Annotated in this window: 21 protein-coding genes; 6 read left to right on the forward strand and 15 right to left on the reverse strand. The window is 36.9% G+C overall.

The genetic code is table 11. From position 1 onward, the window contains the following. Positions 1–54: 54 nt before the first annotated feature. From NDN13_RS04975 to NDN13_RS04985, 3 genes are all read right to left on the reverse strand, one after another. Positions 55–411 (reverse strand): winged helix-turn-helix domain-containing protein, encoded by a 357-nt coding sequence (locus NDN13_RS04975; RefSeq protein ID WP_171548964.1) that lies wholly within the window; start codon positions 409–411, stop codon positions 55–57. Between the two features lie 58 nt (positions 412–469). Beyond that, complete coding sequence (locus NDN13_RS04980) at positions 470–1579, reverse strand: S-(hydroxymethyl)glutathione dehydrogenase/class III alcohol dehydrogenase (RefSeq protein WP_167247836.1); 1110 nt, start codon at positions 1577–1579, stop codon at positions 470–472. A 324-nt stretch (positions 1580–1903) separates the two neighbouring features. Then, positions 1904–2179 carry a metal/formaldehyde-sensitive transcriptional repressor gene (locus tag NDN13_RS04985; protein WP_004653592.1) on the reverse strand — a complete coding sequence of 92 codons (276 nt, stop codon included), beginning with the start codon at positions 2177–2179 and terminating at the stop codon, positions 1904–1906. A gap of 296 nt (positions 2180–2475) precedes the next feature. Between NDN13_RS04985 and NDN13_RS04990 the strand changes: the two genes are divergently transcribed. After that, positions 2476–3984: a phospholipase D family protein gene (locus NDN13_RS04990; RefSeq protein WP_251117414.1), complete on the forward strand. Its 1509-nt coding sequence runs from the start codon at positions 2476–2478 to the stop codon at positions 3982–3984. A gap of 36 nt (positions 3985–4020) precedes the next feature. Here the strand turns inward: NDN13_RS04990 and NDN13_RS04995 are convergent, their stop codons facing one another. The 5 genes from NDN13_RS04995 to NDN13_RS05015 all read right to left on the reverse strand — a co-directional run bounded on the left by NDN13_RS04995 (position 4021) and on the right by NDN13_RS05015 (position 6767). Continuing rightward, a complete protein-coding gene (locus NDN13_RS04995) occupies positions 4021–4644 on the reverse strand; it encodes a class I SAM-dependent methyltransferase (RefSeq protein ID WP_251117415.1) in 624 nt (207 codons plus the stop codon). 20 nt (positions 4645–4664) lie between these two features. Continuing rightward, positions 4665–5255, reverse strand: coding sequence for a uracil-DNA glycosylase family protein (locus NDN13_RS05000; protein ID WP_251117416.1), 591 nt, complete (start codon positions 5253–5255; stop codon positions 4665–4667). Positions 5256–5503: 248 nt separating this feature from the next. Beyond that, on the reverse strand, positions 5504–5803 hold the full coding sequence (locus tag NDN13_RS05005; RefSeq protein WP_251117417.1) for a hypothetical protein: 300 nt from the start codon (positions 5801–5803) through the stop codon (positions 5504–5506). A gap of 83 nt (positions 5804–5886) precedes the next feature. Then, positions 5887–6615, reverse strand: coding sequence for a phage antirepressor KilAC domain-containing protein (locus NDN13_RS05010; RefSeq protein ID WP_251117418.1), 729 nt, complete (start codon positions 6613–6615; stop codon positions 5887–5889). Next, on the reverse strand, positions 6612–6767 hold the full coding sequence (locus tag NDN13_RS05015; protein ID WP_251117419.1) for a toxin-antitoxin system HicB family antitoxin: 156 nt from the start codon (positions 6765–6767) through the stop codon (positions 6612–6614). The genes NDN13_RS05010 and NDN13_RS05015 overlap by 4 nt, the downstream gene beginning before the upstream one ends. A gap of 112 nt (positions 6768–6879) precedes the next feature. Between NDN13_RS05015 and NDN13_RS05020 the strand changes: the two genes are divergently transcribed. Beyond that, positions 6880–7167: an Arc family DNA-binding protein gene (locus NDN13_RS05020; protein ID WP_251117420.1), complete on the forward strand. Its 288-nt coding sequence runs from the start codon at positions 6880–6882 to the stop codon at positions 7165–7167. 151 nt (positions 7168–7318) lie between these two features. On the opposite strand, the gene NDN13_RS05025 is transcribed toward NDN13_RS05020, so the two are convergent. Beyond that, positions 7319–8500 (reverse strand): hypothetical protein, encoded by a 1182-nt coding sequence (locus NDN13_RS05025; protein ID WP_251117421.1) that lies wholly within the window; start codon positions 8498–8500, stop codon positions 7319–7321. Positions 8501–8691: 191 nt separating this feature from the next. On the opposite strand from NDN13_RS05025, the gene NDN13_RS05030 reads away from it, so the two are divergent. From NDN13_RS05030 to NDN13_RS05045, 4 genes are all read left to right on the forward strand, one after another. Beyond that, positions 8692–10806: a 3'-5' exonuclease gene (locus NDN13_RS05030; RefSeq protein WP_251117422.1), complete on the forward strand. Its 2115-nt coding sequence runs from the start codon at positions 8692–8694 to the stop codon at positions 10804–10806. Between the two features lie 130 nt (positions 10807–10936). Next, entirely contained in the window at positions 10937–12934 is a 1998-nt protein-coding gene (locus NDN13_RS05035; protein WP_251117423.1) for an AAA family ATPase, read from the forward strand. A gap of 98 nt (positions 12935–13032) precedes the next feature. After that, a complete protein-coding gene (locus tag NDN13_RS05040; protein ID WP_251117424.1) occupies positions 13033–13281 on the forward strand; it encodes a CPCC family cysteine-rich protein in 249 nt (82 codons plus the stop codon). Between the two features lie 160 nt (positions 13282–13441). Beyond that, positions 13442–14233, forward strand: coding sequence for a hypothetical protein (locus NDN13_RS05045; RefSeq protein ID WP_251117425.1), 792 nt, complete (start codon positions 13442–13444; stop codon positions 14231–14233). Positions 14234–14359: 126 nt separating this feature from the next. On the opposite strand, the gene NDN13_RS05050 is transcribed toward NDN13_RS05045, so the two are convergent. The 6 genes from NDN13_RS05050 to NDN13_RS05075 all read right to left on the reverse strand — a co-directional run bounded on the left by NDN13_RS05050 (position 14360) and on the right by NDN13_RS05075 (position 19457). After that, positions 14360–14533, reverse strand: a complete 174-nt coding sequence (locus NDN13_RS05050) for a hypothetical protein (protein WP_251117426.1) — start codon at positions 14531–14533, stop codon at positions 14360–14362. Between the two features lie 113 nt (positions 14534–14646). Next, the gene (locus tag NDN13_RS05055) at positions 14647–15204 is read right to left on the reverse strand and encodes a lysozyme (RefSeq protein ID WP_251117427.1); all 558 of its coding nucleotides are present in this window, start codon (positions 15202–15204) and stop codon (positions 14647–14649) included. A gap of 90 nt (positions 15205–15294) precedes the next feature. Next, on the reverse strand, positions 15295–16104 hold the full coding sequence (locus NDN13_RS05060) for a DUF4882 family protein (protein ID WP_251117428.1): 810 nt from the start codon (positions 16102–16104) through the stop codon (positions 15295–15297). 290 nt (positions 16105–16394) lie between these two features. Continuing rightward, positions 16395–16601: a hypothetical protein gene (locus NDN13_RS05065; protein WP_171548947.1), complete on the reverse strand. Its 207-nt coding sequence runs from the start codon at positions 16599–16601 to the stop codon at positions 16395–16397. Beyond that, positions 16591–16872, reverse strand: a complete 282-nt coding sequence (locus NDN13_RS05070; protein WP_251117429.1) for a phage holin family protein — start codon at positions 16870–16872, stop codon at positions 16591–16593. Before NDN13_RS05070 ends, NDN13_RS05065 begins: the two co-directional genes overlap by 11 nt. A gap of 59 nt (positions 16873–16931) precedes the next feature. Then, a complete protein-coding gene (locus tag NDN13_RS05075; protein WP_251117430.1) occupies positions 16932–19457 on the reverse strand; it encodes a hypothetical protein in 2526 nt (841 codons plus the stop codon). Positions 19458–19695 lie beyond the last annotated feature (238 nt).

Below are 19695 nucleotides of genomic sequence, written 5' to 3' on the forward strand. Positions count from 1 at the left end.
AAGGATCAAAACAAAGACCATGAAATGCTATTTAAATTATTTATATTTATAAGATTATTTATTTACTTTCAGATAGTTGGCTAAATCTTCAAACTCAGTTGCGACAGCCTGAGTTGCTTGCTGCTCCATGGCTCTAAACTTCTTGAGCACCACTTGCCCCAATTCGGTTAGCACTGCACCACCACCATGCGTTCCACCCGTTTGGGTATCGACCAGATTAGAATGAAAGCATTGGTTCATGGTATCCACCAATTGCCATGCACGGCGATAACTCATCTTCATAGATTTCGCGGCTTGGGAAATTGATCCTGTACGATGGATTGCTTCAAGTAGCTCAGCTTTACCCGGACCAAAAGCAATCTGCTCATCAGATAAGATTCGCACATGTAGCTTTAATTGTGCTTTTGACATTTCATATTACCCAAGATTTGATGATGTATTTCACATCATCAAATCCTATCATTTTTAATTAGAAGTGAATCACGGTGCGAATCGACTTACCTTCGTGCATTAAGTCAAAGGCATGATTAATATCATCCAATGGCATAGTATGCGTTACAAATGGTGCCAACTCAATTTCACCTTTCATTGCATCTTCCACCATTTTCGGTAATTGACTACGGCCTTTTACCCCACCAAAAGCAGTTCCCATCCATTTACGCCCTGTCACCAACTGGAATGGACGCGTTGAGATTTCCTGACCTGCACCCGCAACGCCAATAATCACTGATTGACCCCAACCACGGTGTGCACATTCCAGTGCCGAACGCATGACATTGGTATTGCCAATACATTCAAAAGAATGGTCAACGCCCCAACCTGTCATTTCAACAATCACTTGTTGAATCGGCTGATCATAATCTTTCGGATTTAAGAAGTCAGTTGCGCCAAACTGTTTTGCCAGTTCAAATTTATCAGGATTAGTATCAATAACAATAATACGTCCGGCTTTGGCTTGACGCGCACCTTGCACTGCTGCGAGGCCAATACCACCTAAACCAAAGATGGCAACGCTATCACCCTCTTGTACCTTTGCCGTATTATGTACTGCACCAATACCTGTGGTTACGCCACAACCCAATAAACACACTTGTTCATGGTTGGCTTCAGGGTTAATTTTTGCCAGAGACACTTCTGCAACAACGGTGTATTCACTAAAGGTTGAACACCCCATATAGTGATAAATCGGTTGGCCATTATAAGAAAAACGTGTTGTGCCATCTGGCATTACGCCTTTACCTTGAGTTGCACGAACAGCAACGCATAAATTGGTTTTTCCCGATTTACAGAATAAGCATTCTTTACACTCAGCGGTATACAATGGAATCACATGGTCACCGACTGCAACACTGGTCACACCTTCACCAACTTGCACCACAACCCCTGCACCTTCATGTCCAAGTACTGCGGGGAAAACACCCTCAGGGTCATCACCTGATAAAGTGAAAGCATCGGTATGGCACACACCAGTATGGGTAATTTTAATCAGGACTTCACCCGCTTTAGGTGGTTCAACATCAAGCTCTACGATTTGTAATGGTTCGCCTGCGGCAAAAGCAACGGCTGCACGAGATTTAATCACAATGACACTCCTTTGGGTCAGTTGATATTTCAACCATGCATTGTGTTATCGGCTAAATGAGGAGCAATTAAAGCTCCGTAAATAAACAAGGCATGAAAGACAGGCAAAGGCGGCTCCCTTGTCAAGTTTCATAACGCAGTTTACGGAAGTTTTAGCCATAACCCTACGGGACAGTTAGATTTTTTATCGTTACAGCGTTAGGTTTCACAGCTTTAGTCGCTGTTCATTACTTAGAATCACTAAGTTTCACAAACCCTGCCTTGTACCGCTTAAAAAATCCCTTCTGTCACAAGCATCTGTGAAATGTCAGCTGCCCCTAATTTACTTTAAATAAGATTTAAGAATTTTACTGACTTGAATGAGCTCTTGACTGCGTTGCAACTCAGATGACTCACCGACAACTAAAGTGTCTTTGAGGTGAATTTCGAGAAGTTCCGTCATCAAACCATTTAATGCACCACGAACTGCACAGATTTGCTGCAAGATATCAGCACATTCTGTGTCATTTTCCAAAGCCCGTTCCACACTCTGAACTTGACCTTGGATTCGTCTTACACGTGTGAGAATCTTTTTTTTATCCTCTAACTGTTTAGGCATAATGTCGACCACATTAAATCTAAAAATATACTATACACCAGTATAGTAAACTAATTCAATATATATGGTTTTTAATTCTATAAAATGATATTTCATGGGCCTAATTTACATAAATAAAAAACTAATATTCGAAATAAGCAATTGATTATATTGATAATTACATTTCACCCTTGGAACAAACAGGCATTTAGATATATAAGAAAATCAATCATCTACAAATTACTGTTGGATCCACACGCTTGATCAATAAAATGATAAACAATTCATACCATTTTAAGATAATGACACTTGTTATCATGTTAGGAATTGGTGGCTGTTCTTTGCCACCCAATCAGAACCATGATCGGAGTAACTCCTTGCATACGAAAACAAAGTGGATGAATGATCCACAAGCCGATCTTAATATTGAAAAAGGTTTAACTGCATTTTTAGCATTGGATGATGCCTTTTTAAGTATTGCTTCCCGTATTCATTTAATTCGAAATGCCAAGCATCAACTGGATTTACAATATTATATTTGGAATGACGATGCGATCGGCAACATGATGCTGCATGAGTTGCTCAAAGCTGCTGATCGTGGGGTAAAAGTCCGTTTATTGATTGATGATCAGAATGGCATAAAACTAGATAAAACCTTAAAAGCCCTTGCCCAACATCCAAATTTTGAAATCCGTATTTTCAATCCTTATAAATTTAGACACTTACGCTTTATTGATTATGTTTTTAGACTGAAACAGATTAATCATCGTATGCACAATAAGCTTACCATTGCCGATCATTCAATTGCAGTGACAGGTGGCCGTAATATCAGTAGTGAATACTTTGAGGCCAGTGACCAGTTTCAGTTTAGCGACATGGACATTTTGTTCTACGGTAAAGCCGTCGATCACGCGGAACAGGTTTTCGATGAGTTCTGGTCAGATAAACTCAGCTATTCAACTGAGCAATTAATGGGTTCTGGTACGCTCCAACAACTGGAAAGTTTAAGAAATACTTATAAAGCCTTAGATCAGGTGGATACACCCACCGAAGATAAACTCGAAGCCGCTCAAGATTATTTAAAATTACGTCTACAAAACTATCCAATCCAATGGGCAAAAGCACATTTTGTCGCAGATCATCCGAATAAGGCCTTAGGACAAGCCAAAGATCAGGAACTTTTATATGCTCAAGTTCTGAAAATTATGGGTAAACCAGAACAACATATGGAGTTAGTTTCGGCTTATTTTGTTCCTACGCAACAAGGAACTGCTTACCTCAATCAACTCTCCAAAGATGGTATTAAAGTCCGCGTCCTAACCAATAGCTTGGTGGCGAATGATGTCGCCGTGGTGCATTCTTTTTATAGCCAATACCGTAAACCACTTTTACAAAGTGGCGTGCAACTGTATGAGTTTAAACCGAATATTGAACGTAAAAAACGGACTTGGTATGAAATTGCGACAGGCAGCGTGATTCCTGTAAAAGGCAAGAATCGCTCAAGTTTGCATGCCAAATTTTTTGATGTTGATGGAAAAGTTTTTATTGGTTCATTTAATTTTGACCCACGTTCTGCCCATTTAAATACAGAAGTTGGTTTAGTGGTGGAATCTGATCATTTACAAGACCAAATCACCGCCATGCTGGATCAGCATTTATTACAAGTGGCTTATCAGCTCAAATTAGATAAAGACGGTAACATTGTTTGGTATGAGCATAAAGAAAATGGTGAAGTGGTTGAACATCATCACGACCCTGAAAGTACCAAATTCCAGCGTTTTACCATGCACTTTGTGTCTTATTTTCCCATTGAATGGATGATGTAAACGCATAGCGAGTTTATCTAGACTCGCTATAATTACTTAATCCAAAGTCATTTCAAACAAACACAGCCCTTCTATCTCTAACGGTATCTTAATCTGTGTAAAAGATGCCTGTTCAAGTGCATCTAAATGCTCTTGTTTGGTCATATAAAGCTGATCATTTTGCATCGCATGTGCTGCGCACAAATGATCGCAGACTAAATAATAGCCTTTGGGTTTTAATAATGTTTTTACGATTTTATGGAAATCAGTTGCATAGCATTTATGTCGAAGCTCATGTAATGCTTGATGGATAATAATCAAATCATACTTCTGAGAGAATGTATTCTGCCAATCAGCAGCTTTAAAGCTTCCAACAATATAGGTTGCCCGTGCTCTTTCAGTGATATTGAGTTTTTCTTGTGCCAGCTGATGCATCACCTCTGAAAAATCAAAAGCAGTATATTCAATATTAGCAAGTTGCGAGAGCAAATGTTGAGCTAAAAAACCTGGTCCAGAACCAAGTTCTAATACCTGATATTGTTCAGAAATATGCTGCCTAATGAGATTGGCATAATATTCAAAGAAGTCTTTGCGCCACGGCCTTTTCATATTCGCCGTTTCTTGCCATTCCAAAGCATCAGCGAAATTTCTTAAATCAATTGGGCTTGCGACATCCTGCATTTATTTCCCCTTATTTATATTTATACCAAGCCAATTTGTTCAAAAAATTGCTTATAAGCTTCAGCTTTCTTTTCCAGTGCTAAAGGATAGGCTCTCGATGATGATGGTAATCGGTATAAATTCAGCTCTCGATCAGCATAATTCACCTGCACCGACTGTCCAATCATAGGCTTACTAGCTTGCTCTGGAAAGTGTAGCATCAGCGTATCTGTGGCTTTATCGCCTGTGGTCATGATGGTATGGCACAGTGGAATTTGTTCCAGTAATTTGGATAAATCTGTAGGCGTGACAATTTCTAAAAATTTATCAGAAGCATTACCTTGTAATCGTTTCACTTGATAGGCCGTGTCAAAGATTCCTACACCAATTTGAGTCAAGAACTCACGGATCAGTTGCTCTTTAAAGTTTTTATTGGGCAAATCTAAAAAGTGATCTTTATCATTAAAAAAGATCAGGCCAAAAATTCTCCACATATCATTTTGATAGTTCGGATAGTAAAAATCCATCTTCCAGCGAGTTTGTGGCGGTGGAAAACTGCCCAACATCAGCAGCTTTGCAGTCGCAGGTAAAAATGGTTGTAATGGATGCGTTTCTATTTCTATATCAGTCATTTATACAAAGAGCCAAATTTTAAATTGAGCGAAAAGTTTCGTTTATTTTATAGAATCTTCCAGTGTTTTGCTTGAGTCTTTTGTTGGTGCAAATTTCACTTTCACAAAATTTTCACAAAATATTCGCAATATCATTTTTTTCATTGAGCTTTGAGTTTGCCTATCTGACATAAGTAGATTGAGTGAAAACCTGCTCTCAAAATATAAAAAAACCGCTTCAGAAAGCGGTTTCAGTAGAGGTCAACAAATTAAGAAGCCTTCCCTTCATTTAAGCTTTTATAGGAATCTTCCTGCTCTTTACTGAAAGTCATGGAATCTTGAATCATGCTCTCAGTAATCTGAAAAAGCCGTGTGAGTTCCTTGAATACTGACTCAGGTACGTTATAGACCTTGGCCAGATATTCAATTGTTCGCTCTTGCTTGTGCTGGATTGCATCCAACATTGCTGCAATATCGGCAACTTGTTCATATGCCAGTGCAAAGCCCTCAGCAACATCACTTGCATCATAGACTTGATTTTCAGCAACTAACTGGGTCATACTGTTCATGTAGTTTATTGCTCCATGCGATGACAACACTAAGCCCTTTGTTTTCCGCCAAGAAATTATCAAGGGCTTTTTTATTGCCTGAATTATGCATTGTGATTTCCTAATAGCTTTGAAAGCTTGGTTAATCCCTTTGGTGTCACTCTCACCTGCTCTGTGATCTTTTCTGAGCCATCAGGACGAGTAATCACTTCGGTTTTATGTTCCAGATAACCTGCCTGTAGCTTATCGCTATAACCATGCCATGCGGCATTGCCCAGACGTTTGTAAATCCAGCCATTTAACTGGAGCCATTTGATTAGATCACTTTGGCGCATTTGTAAGTTATTTGCTGTGTCACGCAAGCAAAAGCTTCCATCCGCTTTAGCAATACGCTTAAAGGCTTCAACTGTTGGCTGCATAACCTCTACTTGCTGTTCAAGCTCAATCACTTTTTCTGAATATGTCAGCAAGGCATTTCGTAAAGCATGTGGATCTGCCAATAGTTTCATTGGATCAATTGGTTTAGCAACTTGAGCTTCTAATTCCTGCCAACGATCTACTAAACGAGCGGTAAACTCTGGGCAAAGTTGAGCAACGACAATGATGCTGTCTCGTTTACCTTGTTCACCTGTGAAAATGTAAGTCTTAACTTTAATATTTAACCCTAAGTTGTTGATTTTATCGATATCCTCAATTTGAGGAAGCCGAATTACACCTTTATCAACAAGAGTTTCAATAGTCCGTTTCACGTTGTCAGATCGCTTATTAACAAGCTCAGCAATCTCAATATGATTCATGGATTGTACGTGTAATGATGGAACAATCGCATTCATGTTTTAACTCCTTCTTGAATGATCAACAATTTGACCGCTTTATTAATCAGATAATTCATAGATCGCTCGTCAGACTCACCTTTAGCCTTAAGCTGTTTGTGAGAATCAATTTCCAAGCGGACTTTCACATAGACGAATTCTTTAGGTTTCATACTCCCTCCAATGTCCCCATTTTGGGGTGTTTAATCAATGTACCCATTTTGGGGTTATTGGTCAATCCCCAAAATGGGGTTAACATAAATTTTATTTTTAAAGCCTTTTGCTATGAATGAAGATGACAACAAAGTTGTGACCATGAAAGTACGTGTAACTCCTGAATTTAGAGAGAAACTTGTTACGACAGCAAAGGGAAATAACCGCTCCATGAATGCAGAAATTGTTGATAGACTGGAAAAAAGTTTTGAAACTAACCAATCTATTTATATTGGAGCTTTTACGGATGCAGGTGTAAAAATCCTTAGCCATGTCATGACATCGCTCAAAGAAAGTGGATTGAGCGACGATCAAATTAAAGAAATTTTTAATGGCTTTAAACTTAATAAAGATGAATGAAACTGAATCAGCTCCATTTTTAGATAAATAATTTGAGTCCATAAAAGGCCTCATCGTGTTGTTTCGATGAGGCTAGTTAAACAAAAAGTATGAGGTGACATACAAGTGCCATCTAATAAAAAATTAGTGACACCTAGAGGTGTCACTTCATCTAGTTCTTTGATTTATTTATATCTTTAGGATTTGTAATAGCTGCAATTCGGTCTTGCAATCTCGTACCTGTATAACCAGATTTATTTAAAAAGGCTTTTATTGCGGGGGTATGATCGTGATGAGGGTATTCATTATGAATATATTTTGACTCCCAAGCTTGTATTGCTAACAGTAATTCAGGCGCGTGATTAGGGTGATCTCTATCAAGTGAAGGGTGCTCTGAGCTACCTTGTTGTTCCAATTGTTTAATATGTTCCTGTGCTCTGAGCAATTCTGCTTTTAGTTTTTCATTTTCTAGTAGCAATTGATCCCGCTGCTGTTGGTAATGTTCTGTTGTTGCATGTCCTATTACGGGAAGCCCCACGCTGTTATAACTCTCAAAAAGATCTTGTAATTCCTCTGGTAGATTCCAGCCTAAGCTTTTTGCCCATGCAACAAAGTCTTTAATTTTTATTTTCGTATGTATTTTAGAAAGCTTATCTTCATCTTTGAAAATAAAGGGATGATTGTCATTCCCAATATAAGAAAATAAAACATCCATTCTATGATCCAGCTCTTTACCCCCTTCATGTATAACAATCTCATCTAATAATGAAGAATAATGTTTATTATCACCTAATGGGTTTAATCCCATCGATAAGTTTATTAAACAAGAAACATCTAACTCATAGAGACTCAACCAATAGCTCCAATCAGGTTTTAGTCCTCTCAACTCTCTATTATTTAATTTATTGATTGGTTGAAAGTTTATTAAATCATCTGTCAGCCAACAATAGTCTTTCCAGCGAGTTAAGAAATTCTCTTGAGATTTAGTAAAAATTTTCTCACCAAAACCATGAATTACTTCTTCTATTTCAGTTTTAGCAAATATGTCATCTTCTCCAAATTTTACTCTATGTAAAAAGTTACTGGTTTGATGCCAACTTTTTTGATTGTATTTATTATCAGCAATAGAGAAGTGTACTTCACTTTCAAACTCGTTTCTTTTGACTAGTTTCCTTTCATACATTGGAGCAATTTCATCCAAGTTATGTTTGTATAAATAGCTAGCAACATACTGTATTTTTCTTTTTTGATAGGTTGCAATTAATTGAATCAGTTCTATAGCACTAATGTATTCACCATGATTTTTAATTCTATTTAATAAATCATCTATCAAAAATGAAACCGGCTTACTCATTACTACCCCTAAAGAATACAGAGAAAAATAATCTAAATGCTAAATATACCTCAACTTGGGGGTATTAAGGGGTATCATTTATACTATTTGTTACGGTATCATTTTATGATCTTATAATGTTTGTTTAATTAGCAAGCAGCCAACAATGCACAAGAAAATTCTGATTTAACGAGTGAACAAGGAAATAAATCATGGTAGACATGGTGCCTACAACGCTAACTAACGTAGACAACATCACACCGGGTGAAAAAAAAGTTTATAAATTTTTACAAGACCTATTCATAGATCAAGATGCTATTGTCTGGTATGAGACAGAGGCTTTAGGGCGTTATTCGGATTTTATTTTATGGTTCCCCACCCATGGCTTACTTGCCATTGAAGTCAAAGACTGGACCAAAAGCAATTTTAAAGAAGTTAATCCTACACACTTTAAGGGTAACTTTTATCGTAAAGATAAACCAGATGTTGTAACCAACCCTAGAATTCAGGCTCGCACTGTTGCAATGAATCTTTTAAATAAATGTAAGAGAAATGATTCATTAATAGCAAAATCTGGTCATTATGAAGGTAAAACGATATTCCCTATTACCTACTGCGTTTTTTATACAAACATTTATCGTAGTGATGCTGCCTCACTGGGCCTATTAGAAGATGGCATAAATGAGCAGAATAAAATCTTATTCAAAGATGAACTTGAGTACGACCTAGAGCACAAAGATAATCGAAAAGAAGTTATTAGAAAAATTCATCTTAACTTTAAAGAATTCTTCGATTTTGAGCCTCTCAACTATACTCAGCTCAAGACTCTAAGATATTTATTATTTCCAGAAATACGAATCAATGCACTTGAAAATCACGAACTGTTTGATGCAGAGCCCCAAGATTTAATGGCTCTAGATCTTCAGCAAGAGATGATTGCTAAGAATATTGGTACTGGACATAGGATTCTTAAAGGTGTGGCAGGCAGTGGTAAATCTTTAGTTATTGCATGCCGAGCCAAATATTTAAAAACAGTGTATCCAGACTGGAAAATTCTTGTCGTATGTTTCAACAATACCCTATGTAATCATATCCTCAATATGATGAATGAAAATCATATTGATCAGATAGACATTTCAACGTTCCATGGCTTAGTTAAGAAGATTACCAATGCAAATCTGACTATGCTCGATAAAGAAACTCAGGATGAATATAGCCTCAGAATTACCGAGATATTAAATAAACATCTAGACAATACTGAGCTTACTCAAAAGTATGATGCTATTCTAATTGATGAAGGCCAAGACTTTGCCCAAGAATGGATTCAAAGTTTAATCAGAGTCTTAAACCCAGAGACTAATAGCATTCTATTCTGTTATGACCCTGCACAGAATATCTTTAATAGAAAAAGACCGAGCTGGAAGTCCTTTGGTTTAGAAGTTCAAGGTAAAAAACCTACAGAATTGATGCGTTGTTATCGGAATACTAAAGAAATTCTAATGACAGCTAGAAGTTTCTTAAACAGTAGAACACTGGATAGTCTAATTGCCGAAGATGACTTTGATCGTGTACTGGACCCAGATACGGGTGAATGCAAAGTTGGTACTATACCTGTTGCGTATCAAAGTAAAGATCTTGAAGAAACGATCAATCTTATTGTTAAGAAGAGCAATTATCTTATTAAAAACGGCTACTCTGAAAGCTCGATTGCCATTTTAGTAGCAAGGCATGTATCACAGGCTAAAGTCGATATGTTGCTTCGAAATGCTTTTGCTGATTTCGCACCGAATGTTGCGTTTAAGTTTATTCTGACAAGCCAAGATAAAAAGACTTTAAACCTAAAGGATCCAACAATAAAAATTCTAAATTTTGAATCTTCAAAAGGCTTAGAGTTTGAGCATGTTTTCTTGATTGGTTTAGAGAATATGCCAAGGATCTCCCCTAATGTTAATCGTGATGAAGATACTGAACGTAAGTTAACTTATGTGGCAATGACTCGAGCGAAAGAAAACCTTTATATGATCGCTAATCAAAATACGGGCTTCTTTGATGAAATAGTTCAGATTCTAAAAACTGGTGAACCTGAACCTGAACCTGAACCTGAACCTGAACCTGAACCTGAACCTGAAAAGATTATCAAAAAGTTCAAGAGAGATGAGAATTCAGATGGTACCAACGCATATCAAGCTTGGTCAGAGGATGAAGAAGTTAAATTAATAGATTTATTCATGACTGAAGGAAAAAATGTTAAGGAAATATCCCAGCTATTAAAACGAAGTACAGGGGCTATCAGAGCTCGTCTTAGAAAGCTGAGATTGATTGAGTGAGTTTTTTTAAATATTTATTTAGATAGGATACTTAAATATTTTAAAGTAAGAATCGAGAGTGATTTTATAAAAAATTATTCTTATCCGCATTGATATAAGATTAACGTAAATTACATTATTTGGGGTTTTTATGGCTGAAAAATTATATTATTGGGCAGAAAATTTAGAGAACTATAGCTCTGATATTGATGAGGAGACTCCGTTTTCAATCGAAATTAAAAAATTAAACTTTTTCATTGGAAAAAACAACTCTGGTAAAAGTCGTTTTATTAGAAATTTATTTTCAGCTCCTAAGCATACAATACAAGACTTTTCCTTTCCTGATTTAACTAATCATTTTTCTGATCTAAAGTCAGCTGTAGAAAAATACAAAGGAAGCACTATTTACATTGGAAGTGCAAGCTCTGGAGATAGCTATTATACTTTGTTAAAATTTATAAATGGAGTTCTTGACTTTCCGCTTTTCCCTAGAAGCAAATATAAAGAAAACTATTTAAATAATATAAAAAAAATATCTGATTCAAAAATTGATTATACAAATATTTTAGAAGTAAAAACCAATGAAATTAAAAATTTTGTTAATAATTATGAAACTAAAATAAAATTTGAAAGTTCAAAATTTTATATACCTATACTTCGTGGTATGCGTCCAGTAACTGATGATGAAAACAAACAGCCCTATATCGAACGTGCTAAAAAAGATTATTTCCCTGAAAAAAAATCTACCACAGAGAAACCTGAAAAACCTAAATTTGGTTCACATAATATCGTTACAGGTGAATGTCTCTATTATGAATTAAAGGTTCATCTACTAGGTGAGCCAGAGCAGCGTGATCTAATTAAAAGTTATGAAGAAAAATTGAGTCAATATTTTTTTGATAATGAACATGTATCACTTATCCCTAAACATGATCAAGATGTTGTAAACATTAAAATTGGTTCTGAAAAACAGTTTCCAATATCACAACTTGGTGATGGTTTACAACAAGCTATTATTTTAACTTATGAAGCTTTCATAAAAAATGTAGATGAAAATGGTAACAAGCAGGTACATGCATTTTTTATCGAAGAGCCTGAGTTAAATATGCATGCAGGTATGGTTCGTCAACTCATGAATTTTTATCTAAATGAAACTAATCATTATTATTTTTTCACGACGCACTCAAATCACCTATTAGATATGGTTGATGAATCCGATGAAGTCATAATTCAGAAGTTTGTAAAGCAACCTATAGATGCTGATCGTAAAGAATTTGATTTCAAAATTTATCGCTGTGATAGAGATCATGAATTATTAAGCTCATTAGGTGTTAGACCATCATCTCTATATTTAGCCAATTGTACAATTTGGGTTGAAGGCGTAACTGATCGCATGTATTTATCAAAATTAATGCAGAAATATATTCAAGTTCTTGGTAGTAGTTCTGATTCAAAAGATAAAAAAAATGCCGAGAGATATAAAAGTTTTATGCCTAATTTCCATTACGCATTTATTGAATATGCTGGTGGAAACATCACTCACTGGAGTTTTCTTGATGACTACCCAACAAAAGAGGAAGCTTTAGAGTTTTTACAGAATAGTAAAGGTTTGACAGCTAAAGCAATTACAAAGAATATTTTACTTTTAGCTGATGGTGATAATGAAGGTAAAGCGGAAAGACTTCTAGAGTGGCGAGATGAATTAAAAGAAAATGTATATACCCTACCTTGTAAAGAAATAGAGAATACATTAACAGCATCAATAATCTACAAAGCTTGTTTAATTAAATTTATGGGAATCAAGAAAGCTTCTGCACAAATTACTTTAAGCTCCGATACACAAAATAAATTAACACAAAAGGGTTTTGCTAGAGATAAAGATAAATTTGATATTGAAAAACTAAATGCTTCAATCAATTTTATAAGTGCTGAAGGTATTGGAAAAATTATTGATGATACTATCCGCATAGATAATTCTGTTACATCCCCACCTCGTTTATTTTCAGATGCTTCAGGAACAATTGATGATAAAGTAAGTTTTTGTGAAATATGTAAAGTATTAATGACATATGAAGATTGGGATCTTACTGAACCAGCAAAATCAGTTTGTGAAAAAATATTTAATCATATAACGACATGCAATACTTAAAACTGCCATCAACATTGAAAGTTAAAAAATGCAAAAGCCCTTTGTTGAAGGGCTTTTACTTATATACGATCTGAAAAATAAAAAATTGGAGAAATAGAATGCTCTACCCGTGTTTATGCTGTGGCTACTTAACCAGAGACGAACCATCTAACGGTGATTATATTATCTGCTCTGTATGCTTCTGGGAGGATGATCCTGTACAAGCAGAAGACCATGATTCCGCTGGCGGTGCAAACGTACCTTCACTAAACCAAGCTCGTGAAAACTTTAAAAAATATGGGGCAATGGAGGAGCGATTTGTTAAGGACGTTAGAAAGCCGAGGGATGAAGAGATTCCAAATAATTAAGGCGTCTCAAATTGTTTTTAAGATAGTGAGTTTATGCTACAGCAACCATCCATCGCTATCTTCACTCATAGCCTCAGCATTAAGACGTATGCAATTGATTATGTAATGCAATAATGCTAGATATAGTTCTCTAATAATTACAAAATAATAGGTAATAAAAATGGTTAGAAAAGTTATATCTGTAAATAAAGTGTATGTAGATTTTACGCAAAGCAGTGGGGATACACCACCTTCAGCCGTAATTAGTGCAAAGGGTAAAGTACCATCTAGTGGTTGGTCTAATGCTGAATTAGGGCCTTGGTATTATATTAAAGAACCAGAGGACGGCATTCTTGATATAGATTTTTATGCTACTGAACCATCAAAGGATGCCTTAGTCTTTGCACATCACGATGGAGTAGATATTTTTGCTACTCCGTTAGTAATTGATCTTCCAAGTTGGGTCAAGGGGGTTAGAATCCATGCCTCTACCAATGCTCTAGTTAAGCTGTTTGATAAGAATAAATCAGTTTTATCTGGTGGTGCAGATTCATTTCCATGGAGTATCAAGACATTCGGCCCCATAGACGGATTTCCTTGGTCTCGGAAAGAAAATCAGAATGTTGGTAAAAAATTAACTGATGGAGAAGTTGATTGGTCTGCTTGGTATAACAATCAACCTGGCCCTAATTTTTCACCAAGCTTACACATCAAAGCCGAAGTTGACGTAGGAAATGAATCGGATGAAGCAACGCTTGAGTTTTCACATTTAGAAAAGAAAATACCACCAAATTTAGTTTTAACAGTTGTACCGCGGTACTTATTCATTCCTCGACCTTCTGGTGAAACCATAATTACTTTACATTATTCTTGTCCTAAGCCACTACCTGATGGCGTAGACAGTATAATAATCAACTATCCTGATGGCACATCCACAGTTATTGATAAAAATGATATTGAAAGCACTTCTTAGCAACTGAAACTTCTTTAAATATTCTGAATGATACCGCTCATCTTCCTTTTGGATAATGAGCGGTATTAGTTTGAATTACTTTATAAAAAGGTTTGGTTGTATTCTATAGCTTCGAAATAAGTACGTTTAAGGTTTTGTGGTCGTGGTTCCACCAGCTGTATCAGATGGATTAGTAGATGGTTCAGACGGTGTTTCCTTTGGACCACTTGCGCCGCCCGGTTCTGGACTTTGAGCGGCTTCCTCAGTACTAGCTTCCCGCCCTTTTATTTCTTTATCACCTTGTTCATTGTTCTTTGGCATATTGAACTCCATTATATTTTAAATAATAAATTTATAAAAATTATGCTATTAAAAGAATTTAGATAGTTGGTTCTTATTCTTTCACAATATTTATTAGCACCTACATATTAATATCACTTTTTTAAGAACAACTCACGCTCTGCAGCACGGCGGCGAACAAGTCCTTTCATTACCTTGCCACCGCCTTTATTCCAGACTTTAAACTGTTCAGCAGCACCCATAAAATCACCAGCATTCAATTTTTTCAACAAAGTTGAATCCTTAAATGCTTGCTCCCCAATGTTGTAAGTTAGACTAACCAATGCATCAAACTGATTTTGATTTATTGTCACTTTTACAACTTGGTTAACTGCAGCCTCAAAGCGCCTCAAATCATGTTGGAAAAAGGACATTGCTTGGGCTTTAGTACAAGTATCTCCTCTTTTCACTCTTATTCCATTAGGATAAACCGTGGTGCCGTAGCCGATCGTCCAGACACCAACACCGTCGTCATAGGCAGTAAGCACTAGATCTTCGAAGCTGATAATTAAGTTGATACCTACTTGACTGGTTTTCATTGCTTGATTGGGATTTAGTTGATCTGCAACTTTGTTCAAGTTATCGACTTGGGTCTGTGTAAGCTTACCACCCGCTAGGACACGTGCAGCATCAAAAAAAGGTTTTCTATCCATTTTGCTTTCCTCTAGGCAATAAAAAAGCGCCCAATGGGCGCTATATAAAGTTATGGTATTAAAAATATCAGCACTTGGCTGGTTTTAAAGTCAAATTGTTGTTCCACAAATATCTGTTGTTCCAGATGGGTAACTTAAGGTCATGCTTGCTGCATCAGTAATCAACTCAACGCCTACATTTTGATTGATAATTGAATCATTAGAATCAATTCGGTTTTGAGTAGAGCTAATAAAAAAACCTATATTTTTTAAAGTCTTTTCATAGTTCAGTACTATTCCTTTATTTACGCCATTAACAATTAAACCAAGCTCTTTGGTTGTTTGATTTAAATAGACTCCGACTCTGAAGTTATTGCCTACAGGTAATACAACTGGGGAAGGAGTTAAGCTTACTAATGGATTGATAGGTTGTGGAAATCCATTCACTAGATTATATGATCCTCCTCTTAACATCCCACTAAATCTTGCAGATTCGGGATATGAAGAGACTCCATTGTAACCACTATGCAGCCACAACATACCTGACAACATACTGTTATTAGTAGTATCTTGACCATAGAAAGCAATTTGTGCATCCAGTTCCCCATCATTTAAAGGTTTTGTTGATGCAAAACTGTTTATCTTAAATTCAAATGCAATTGTGCCATTATTTGATACTAATTTATCCCCGACAACCAATCCATTTAAAAAATTAGCTGCCATTTGCTGCGAACTATCAATAAATTTTAATTTATATGGAGTAATTGGCGAACTGCCTGATTGTGATTGTTGAGCTATAAAAGGGATACCCCCTAAACTTGAAATTTGGCTGTTAGTAGCATCAAGATTATAAGTACAGGCGGCCAAAGCACTTCCCATAGTGCTCATACTGATTAATGTACCAATTATTAATTTTTTCACTTATTTCACCTTTTTATAATTGAACGTTTAGTATAAATAGACATTTATAAATTATTGCTAAATCAGATGAATGGAAATAAACAAAAGTACCCTAAGGTGCTTTTTTTCTACTCACCCTTGTTTACATATTGGCCTTAAACGCTATTCTGTAGTACTTGAACAACTCCTTTATTTTTACATTAGATTTTTGTGAAATACAGAGAGTTGAAGTCAAATAATTAGTTTACATATGATAAGAAACTTGATTAGAGCAAAGCCGCCCAAAAGCGGCCATTTATTAATTACAAGATTTAAATATCTTTTTTCTTTTCTTGCTCAGAACTACCGAAGTAGAAACCACAAGCGGTTGTCATTGCCCCTGCAATAAAACCCAAAGCCGTGTTTATTAAGTTGCTGTTTTCTCGTGGCATATCGACAAAGAATAATGCAATTACCAGGACAAACATCAATGCAACCAAGGCAAAGGCCAAATATGCTCGAGTCTTTTCACTTGTCATCAAAATCTCCTTTTAGCCGTTCTTTGGTTTGCTCATACTGCTTCTTACGCAATTCGTGGATCTCTTGAGCCCGCTTATCTTCACGGCGTTTGAAGTACAACGTCGTGAAAAAAGAGATCACACCAATAAAGACAGAAAACCATACTGCCCAATCAATATTTGCTGCATACGCTGCCACTGATGCCCCCGCTGATATATAAGATACTTTTGGCGCTGTTGCTGCGGCTGTACTTGCAGCAGCTTCAACCGCATTTGCTGCTTGTTCTTGCATTTCCTGTCTCCAGAAATGAGAAAAGCCCATATTTCAGGGCTTTTAAATAAATTAGGACTTTAAACAACTGTATAATCGATAGCTGTCTTGACTATGGCTGTAGTCATTTTTCCATTTTTATGAAACACAATCGTAGAATCAAAAGTACCTTGTAGTGTTGGGGCTTGCCAAGCATAACCGCCGCGCCATTTATACTTTTCACCCATTTGTAATTCTGCTCTAATTCCACCCGCAACAGCAGCATGATAAAACTTGGTATTTGTTGTAAACCCTCCCCGAATGTATGGTGCATTACCACTCACATATCGGCCATCGCCAGCTTCATATTCCCGATCCATCCAAGCTACAAACTGACCGTTTACTGAATGCTGTAAAATCAAGGCCCATACTTTTGGGTACTGCGTTTTGATGCCGCTGTTGGTACTATTATCAAAAGGTACACGTGTTGCAAATTGGCCATCCAAATACAGCATACTTTCCTGATAGCCGACCGATACAGTTTGTGGACCATTGTCTGTTCTAACTGAGATCTGCTCATATGCTTTTACCTCTGAACTAATTTCCATAGATCCACAGTAAATATCAACCGCAAACGACTGGCTCAATACATAACGCGAAGGGAAATTTTCTGGGTCAACGGTTCCGGTTGTATTGAATGCCGTAAGCTCATTTACGATCTGTACTGAAACCTTTTCTGCATTACCACCAAAGGCTTCACCCATTTTCATCGGTTGGCCGTCAGCTAAAATTTGGTAATGAATATTACGGGCCGTATTACCACCACCCGCGCTACCATCTGCTCCATGATTGCCGCCCGTGTAAATTTGACTTTTCCCATCACCATCATTGACAGCCTCAACGACTAGAGGCGGCAACCAATCTGTACTTGCTGAATTGACGTTAATCCACTGTGCTGTATTGCGGTCACCAAATGGAGCACGATCAAGGCTAATAAGATTTGGCAAACTGTTATAACCATTCGGCCCAAAACTTAAACGATATAGATATTGTCCAGACTGCCAAATTAAACGCAACCGGCCTGCCTCTGTGCATGTATAGGATAACGCGGTCAAAGATGTCGCACCTGACGGCATAGGCTTACTGTACTCGTACCGAGAAGGATCAATAATCCATGAATATCCCGCACTACCACTATTCAACATTGAAATATATTGACCGTACGGCAACAACTTATCAGTATCCATCGTAATCAATAATTCAACATCACTGCGCGGTGAAGTTAAGCGAATTGTTTGAATACCGCCCCGAGTAATATCAGGCGCCGCATCGGTATATGAAATAATCCGAGTTGCTGCCGAATTAGTACCATAATCTGCCGCTACCTGTTCTTCGATAATCCAGCCATCTGCAGCACCAGGTAACAACGTAGTACCATTCTTAAAATATCGAATGCCATAATAGTAACCTTGTCGCGCATTAATTACTTTTACATCGAGCAAAACATCAAGTAAAAATGAGTTCGGATTACTAGTTTCTGCGTTACGTGCTATACGCTTATTTGGGAAATTCTTGCCCTGATTGATTGTCAAAGCATTTTCAATTAATGGCTGCTGATATGTATATTTTGACGGATCAATAATATGAGAATAGCCAGCATTTGAAACACTATTCATTCTTACAAATTCACCGAATGGCGGGAATTTTGCAGGATCAACAGTTATATAAACTCGAAGACTCGGAACGATAATACTATCGAAAACAACTGTCTGAATGCCCTTTGTCCGATCCAATGCCACTGTATACGGATTTGCCAAAGGCACAACAGCGAGTGCTGTTTCTGTAGTCCCATAATCTGCAATTGCTTGCTCTTCGATAATCCAACCATCCATCACGCCACTTGCTTCAGTTGAACCATTTTTAAAATATCGAATACCATAATAGTTGCCCTGACGCGCTCCAGTGATCCGTACATCTAAAATCGCATCACGTATAAATGAGTTAAACGGACTCGTAACATTGTTACGCTGAATTACACGATTAGGAAAGTCTTTACCCTGATTGATAACTAATGCTGAAGGAATGGTAATTCCATAGCAAGATGGATCAATGATCCATGACCACCCACTTGTACCAGCATTCAAAGATGTAATCGGTGTACCAACTGGCGGTAAGCTTGCTGTATCTAAAGTAATGAATGCCTGAAATTCAGAGCGAATTGCAGAAACAACTTTAACGGTCTGGATCGTACCGTTTTTGTTCACATCGGCAACTGGATGTGTATAGTCTACTATACGCAAAGAGGCATTATTTGCGGTCTCATAATTCGCCTTATCAAACTCTTCAATCACCCAACCATCTAATGCACCTACAATTGAAGTATTGCCATTCTTAAAATAAGACAGCTTGTAGTATTTATCAGGCAGTGTTCCAATCAGTTTGATATCCAGAATAACCGCATTGAATACATTATTTGCCGGACTGGTTGTACCATTACGGGCAATTAAACGAAGTGGATAAGCCTTATTTTTATTAAGTGTTAGTCCATCGACTTTATTTAAAATATTACCTTTATTTTTCCACGAACTGTTTTGCCAAAAGAAAACATTAAAAGTATCTAATGCCACAGCCGCTTTCTTTGGGATTGTTGGAATACTAGCAATCAAAAGTTCTTCAGTATCAAAAGGCTCATATCCTCCTGCCTGAATTACCTGATAAAGTGCTTTTGCAATAGTCGGGTAAATACGTCCAAGTCTAGAAGTGACATTAGATTGCTCGTCACCACTTATGACAGCTTCCCAAGTGTCACAATCAATATCGGCATTCTCTAGTTTTTCTCTTGTTACAATAGGCATAACTTTTCTC

This window comes from Acinetobacter sp. C32I (assembly GCF_023702715.1).
In the GTDB taxonomy this organism is placed as follows: domain Bacteria; phylum Pseudomonadota; class Gammaproteobacteria; order Pseudomonadales; family Moraxellaceae; genus Acinetobacter.